Source organism: Micromonospora sicca (assembly GCF_003172935.1).
Taxonomy (GTDB): domain Bacteria; phylum Actinomycetota; class Actinomycetes; order Mycobacteriales; family Micromonosporaceae; genus Micromonospora; species Micromonospora sicca.
Genome location: NZ_QGKS01000135.1, coordinates 1 through 5,737, shown reverse-complemented (window position 1 = coordinate 5,737; position 5,737 = coordinate 1). Strand labels below are relative to the sequence as shown.

Genomic DNA, 5,737 nt, shown 5'->3' with positions numbered 1-5,737 from the left:
CACCGCAAGCCACTCCTCCACGGTCACCAACACAAACCAACACCTACTCAACCGGGGAACAGTTGACACCCACTCCCGCAGCGCCCAGGCGTACGGGCCGAGGGCCACGCAGGGCGGCAGGTCGGGTGGGGCCGGGGTGGGACGCGTCGGGCCGGGGCGCAATCCCGAACGCAGCCGGGGCAGAAATCCTGCCGCGCGCCCGAGGCCCGCGCGCCGCAGCCGGCACACCCGGCCGGCAGCACCAGGTCGGTCAGGTCCGACCAGAGCCCGCCCAGGTCCCGCACCGTCGGCTCAGTAGAGGAAGAAGGGGACGGTCGGGTTGGACGCCTTCGCGTCGGCCGCGGGCGGTGTCACGTCCAGCACCTGGTTCCGCTCGATGATGCCGTGCGGATTGTTTCGGAAGGCCACCCGGTTGGCCTCGTACATGTACGAGCCGGTGGGTAGTGCCCCGACCGCGCCACCCGGATAGGCGGCGAGGTGGGTCACCGGGGCACCGATCTCCCGCCGCAGCGCGAAGCCCAGCCCGCCGTCCACGGTGGTCTGGTAGATCACCGGCCGCCGGTCCTCCGAGCCGGCGAAGACCAGCTGGTTCTCGGCGTACCAGTCGACGGCGGTGAGGTCGGTCAGCGGCGTGACCAGGCGGCGGGGCAGGCCGACGGTGACCACGCCGCCGTCGAAGCTGACCGCGGCGACGTAGAGCGCGCCGTTGACGATCAGCGCTATCCGGTGCCCGTCGAGCGAGGCGGCCACCGCGGTCACCGGACCCGGCACGCCGAGGGGGATCTCGACCATGCCGGCCATGTCGTCGAAGCGGTAGAGCCTGTTGCGGTTGAGCTTGTTGTCGGCCACCACCAGCCCGTACCGGTGCTGGGGGTCGGGCGAGCGGAGCCAGGTGGGACGGCCGACCGAGGTGTACCACTGGCTGGCGCCGTGGAGCACCGGGACCTGGTCCCTTCCGGAGCCGGCCATCAGCCGCTGCTGCCGGTCCGCCCGGGTCACCACCAGCGCGGCGAGGACCTCGTTTTCCGAGCGACTGAGCGCTGCCGAAACGATGCCCTTGTTCGCTGCGGCGGCCAGCGGCACCGGGCCGCTGGCCTCGCCGGGGAAGGAGAGCGGGTGGATCCCGCCGTCGTACACGCAGTACCGCTGCGGGCTCCCGGTCGTGGCGTACACCGGGTGGTCCAGGCGTTCCCGGTTGAGGTCGATGGTGCGCCGGCTCTGATTCTGGATCTTGAGGTCGAGCTGCCCGGTCAGCTCCGGCAGCGACCAGGCGAGCTGGGTGGCGAGCCGCGCCAGTCGGGCCTCGTTGGCGCCCGGCATGGCCAGGTTGATCTCCCAGCGCCCATCCGAGCCGGTGGCGTTGTTGATCGGCGCCGTGCCGTCCGGCAGTCGGGTCACGCCCGACGCCAGCCAGTCGGAGGGCCCGCCGGCGAGCCACTTGACGACATCGGTGACCCGCCGTTCGGCGGGCACCGCGGAGGGCAGGTAGCGCTGGTCGGGCACCAGCTGACTCTGCTCGGAGTTCCAGAAGTAGATGGTGTGCTCGACGTAGAACTTCTGCAACGCGTCGTCGCTGAGCAGCAGGACGTTCGGCAGGTCCGTGATGAGCAGCCCGCCGGTTTCGGCCGGCCGGAGCGTGAACTGGTACTGCGTCTCCCTGGCCACCGGGGGCGCCAGCGTGCCGTCGGCCCGGAGCACGCCGACCTGTTGGACCCGGATGGTGACCACGCTGGTGCCGTCGTTGTTCTGCTTGGCCTCCGGATCTTCCCGCAGGCGCACCACGGTCAGCGCGATCTCGCTGCTCTGCTTCTTCGGGAGCCGGCTCTGCGCCTGGTCCGCGATGAACTTCTTGACCCGGTCGTACGCCTGCTCCCGCTCGCCCGCCGCCGCCCGCAGGTAGTTGCGGATGAACTCCTTGGGGTCGCTGCTCGCCTTCGGGTTGGGCGGCTGGGTGCCGCCGCCGTTGCTCGAGCCCCCCTCCGCCACCGGCCCGTGGCCGTCGACCTGGACGTCCGAGTCGGCCGGGATGCCACACCCGGTCAGCCCGGCGGGCAGGAGCGCGCCGCCGAGCAGGAGGGTCAGCAGCCGCCGCCTCACGACGTCACCTCCGCCCGGTCGCCGTCGGCCGGGCCGATCGACAGCGCGCCCGCGCTGCCGCGGCCGATCGCCAGCAGGCCGCCGTCCCGGGGGCCGCCGAAGGGCAGCGTGACGTCGGCCGGCACCAGCCGCAGCGGCGAGGTGGTCAGCCGGTCACCGGCCCGCGCCGGCAGGGTCAGCCGGAACTGGGCGCCCTGGCCCGGCGCGCCCCACGCCTCCAGCCAGCCGCCGTGCAGCCGGGCGTCCTCCAGGCTGATCGACAGCCCGAGGCCGGTCCCGCCGGTCTGTCGGGCCCGGGACGGGTCGGCCCGCCAGAACCGGTTGAAGACCAGCTTCTCCTCGCCAGGCTTGAGCCCGACGCCGTGGTCCCGGACGGTGATCGCCACCGCGTTCTCGTCCATGCCGAGGGTAATCAGCACCGGCTTGGCCTCGCCGTGCTCGACCGCGTTGCCGACCAGGTTGCGCAGCACCCGCTCGACCCGGCGCGGGTCCACCTCGGCGATCACCGGGGTGGCCGGCACGTCCAGCTCGATGGTCACCCCCACCCGCTCGGCCAGGCCGCCGAGCCGCTCGGCCACCCGGTGCACCACCGGCACCAGATCGGTCGGCTCGGAGTCGAGCATGGCGAAGCCGGCGTCGAACCGGCTGATCTCCAGCAGGTCGGTGAGCAGCTCCTCGAACCGGTCCAGCTCGGCCTGGAGCAGCTCGGCGCTGCGGGCCACCGCCGGATCGAACTCGTCCCGCTCGGCGAAGATCAGATCGGCGGCCATCCGGACCGTGGTCAACGGCGTACGCAGCTCGTGCGAGACGTCGGAGGTGAAGCGGCGCTGCAAGCGGGACATCTCCTCCAGCCGGAGGATCTGCCGTTGCAGGTTGGTCGCCATCTGGTTGAACGAGGCGGCGAGCAGGGCCAGGTCGTCCTCCCCGTTGACCGCCATCCGCTGGTCCAGCAGGCCGGCGGAGAGCCGCTGGGCGGTCCGGGCGGCCACCCGTACCGGGGTCACCACCAGCCGGGTGACCAGGGCGGCGAGCAGGCCCAGCAGGAGCACCAGCGCCACGCCGGTGGCGACCACGGTGGCCCGGGCATCGGCGGCGGTGGCGTCCTGGCGGGCCAGCGGCACGAGGTAGTAGAGCTCCAGCTGGCCGAACCGGGTCGGCACTGGGGAGCCGTACACGAGGTACTTGGTGCGCTGGCCGCCGAGCGTGCCGGTGCGGATCTGGTGGGCGACGTTGCCGGCGGCCACCGAGGCCCGCAGCTCGGGGCTGATCAGCGGGCGGACCTGGACGTCCGGCGAGGTGCGCGGCTTGATCCCGGTGTACCTGTCCGCGGTGATGGCGACGACCACCCCGCTGGTCTGCGCCGGGTCACCTCCGGCCAGGTAGTTGACCGTGCCGTCGATGGTGTCCTGGAGCTGGGCCTCCTGCGGCTGGCTGTAGAGGCCGAACTGCTTCGAGGCGTACTCGCTGCCGTTCTGCAGCCGCAGCAGGACGTCGGTCTCGGCGCTCTCCAGCAGGATGTTGGTGATCTTGTCGGCGATCAGGTACGCGAACCCGCCCACCAGCAGGCTGGAGGCGACCAGGGTGATGGTCACCACCCGGACCTGCAACGACCGTCGCCAGGTCTGGTGCAGGCCGGCGACCAGCCCGGCCGACCAGGCGGCGAGGGCGCGCCAGAGCACCCGCGCGGCGTGGAGCCGGCGGGACGCGGCGGTCGGCGAGTCGGGGGGCGGGGAGGTCACCACAGTGCGACCAGGCTATCCGGTACCCGCCTTGTAGCCCACGCCCCGAACGGTGAGGATGATTTCCGGCCGCTCCGGATCCGGCTCGATCTTGGCGCGCAGGCGCTGCACGTGCACGTTGACCAGGCGGGTGTCGGCGGCGTGCCGGTAGCCCCAGACCTGTTCCAGCAGCACTTCGCGGGTGAAGACCTGGCGCGGCTTGCGGGCGAGCGCGACCAGCAGGTCGAACTCCAGCGGCGTCAGCTTCACCTCCTCACCGTCCCGGCTGACCGTGTGCGCCGGCACGTCGATGGAGATCTGGTTGCCGGGCGGACCGATGGTCAGCAGCTCCGGCGCGACGTCCTCGCCGCGGCGCAGCCGGGCCCGCATCCGGGCCACCAGCTCCTTGGGCTTGAACGGCTTGACCACGTAGTCGTCGGCCCCGGACTCCAGCCCGAGCACCACGTCCACCGTGTCGCTCTTGGCGGTCAGCATCACGATCGGCACGCCGGATTCGGTCCGGATCGCCCGCGCCACGTCGATACCGCTCATTCCGGGCAGCATCAGGTCGAGCAGGACGATGTCGGGACGATTGTCCCGGAACGCGGCCAGTGCCCGTTCCCCGTCCGCGACGAAGGAGGGCACGAAGCCCTCGCTGCGCAGGACGATGCCGAGCATCTCGGCGAGCGCGGGGTCGTCGTCGACCACCAGTACCCGTGCTCTCATGGGGTTTATCGTTCCATCCCCGTTCGGTTCGGAGGGTTGGGCGTCATCACGGCACGGTACTGCGGCGGGGCACCAGGCACCACAGATGCCGCGCCACCGGACCCGCGTGGCGCGCCGCCCGGCGTACGGGTCCACCGGCGCGGGACCGGCCGTGCAACCATGATCCCCCGGGCGCGCCGTCGCCCGCCACCACCGTCCGTCCGCCAGGAGTACGCGTGCCCGACGTCGGCCCGACCGCCGTGCTCCCGCGCCGCCCGCTGACGGTGGGCGAGCTGCTGGACTCGGCGGTCCTGCTGCTGCGCGGCCAGGCCCGGCTGCTCATCCCGCTCGCCGTTCCGCTCGCGCTCGGCGAGCAGCTGCTGCTGCACCCCCTTCGGGTGCTGGCCGACGCGCGCCCGCCAGAGTACTGGCTCGACGCCAGCCGGCTCGGGGGGTACTGGGTGCTGCTCGCGGTGGGCGCGGCCACCGAGGCGATGATCATCGCGGTGCTCGGCAATCCGGCCGCCCGGGGCGCCGGGGCGGCACTGCTGGGCCGCCGGGCCGGGCTGCGCGAGCTGCTGCGACCCGCCGGCGCCCGGTGGGGGGCCACCGCCGCGGTCGCACTGGCGGTCGGGCTCGGCATGCTCCTGGCGGCGCTGCTCGGACCGGTCTGGTTCCTCGCGTACGGGCTGCTCGGCGCGGCCGTCCCCGCGCTGGTGGTGGACCGGCTCCCCGCGTACCGGGCGCCGCTGCGTGCGCTCGGGCTGGCGGTCCGCGCCGGCGCTCGGGCGGCCGGCATCCGGCTGCTCGGCTACGTGGGCTGGTGGCTGATCCGGCTCGGCATCGGGCTCGGCGTCTTCTACGGCCTCATGCTGCTGGCGGTGGTGGACCTGACCGACCCGGCGTGGGCGGTGCCGGTGGCCACCGCGGCGTGGGTGGCCGTGAACGCCGTCGCCTACCCGGCGCTGGCGTGCCTCGACGCGGTGCTGCACCTGGAGACCCGGATGCGGACCGAGGGCCTGGACATCCGGCTCTCCCGGGCCCCCGCCGGCACGCCGGAGCCGGTCCTGCTGGCGGTGCGGCGGTGAGCCGGTGGTGGACCGAGGCCGTCGCCGCGCTCGGCGATCTCGTCCCGCTGCCGCTCGCCGCCCTGTTGCTGGTCCTCGCCGCCCTGCTGGCCGCGCTGGCCTGGTACTTCTTCCCGGCCTGGGTGCCGC

General features: G+C 73.2%; 4 protein-coding genes and 1 pseudogene. 1 reads left to right on the top strand and 4 read right to left on the bottom strand.

The genetic code is table 11. The features are described from left to right. Positions 1-72 precede the first annotated feature (72 nt). The 4 genes and pseudogenes from DKT69_RS39565 to mtrA all read right to left on the bottom strand — a co-directional run. A pseudogene (locus DKT69_RS39565) lies at positions 73-242 on the bottom strand (ComF family protein); the annotation flags it as partial. A 49-nt stretch (positions 243-291) separates the two neighbouring features. Further along, positions 292-2,097: an LpqB family beta-propeller domain-containing protein gene (locus DKT69_RS06420; RefSeq protein WP_109800656.1), complete on the bottom strand. Its 1,806-nt coding sequence runs from the start codon at positions 2,095-2,097 to the stop codon at positions 292-294. Next, positions 2,094-3,836 (bottom strand): MtrAB system histidine kinase MtrB, encoded by a 1,743-nt coding sequence (mtrB, locus tag DKT69_RS06415; protein ID WP_438361807.1) that lies wholly within the window; start codon positions 3,834-3,836, stop codon positions 2,094-2,096. The genes DKT69_RS06420 and mtrB overlap by 4 nt, the downstream gene beginning before the upstream one ends. Before the next feature lie 15 nt (positions 3,837-3,851). Then, positions 3,852-4,541: an MtrAB system response regulator MtrA gene (gene mtrA, locus DKT69_RS06410; RefSeq protein WP_109800655.1), complete on the bottom strand. Its 690-nt coding sequence runs from the start codon at positions 4,539-4,541 to the stop codon at positions 3,852-3,854. Positions 4,542-4,756: 215 nt separating this feature from the next. On the opposite strand from mtrA, the gene DKT69_RS06405 reads away from it, so the two are divergent. After that, positions 4,757-5,608 carry a hypothetical protein gene (locus DKT69_RS06405; RefSeq protein WP_109800654.1) on the top strand — a complete coding sequence of 284 codons (852 nt, stop codon included), beginning with the start codon at positions 4,757-4,759 and terminating at the stop codon, positions 5,606-5,608. Positions 5,609-5,737: the final 129 nt, after the last annotated feature.

Coding starts and splice junctions, on each gene's coding strand:
- mtrA (WP_109800655.1), bottom strand. CDS start 4,541: ATGAGAGCACGGGTACTGGTGGTCGACGACGACCCCGCGCTCGCCGAG.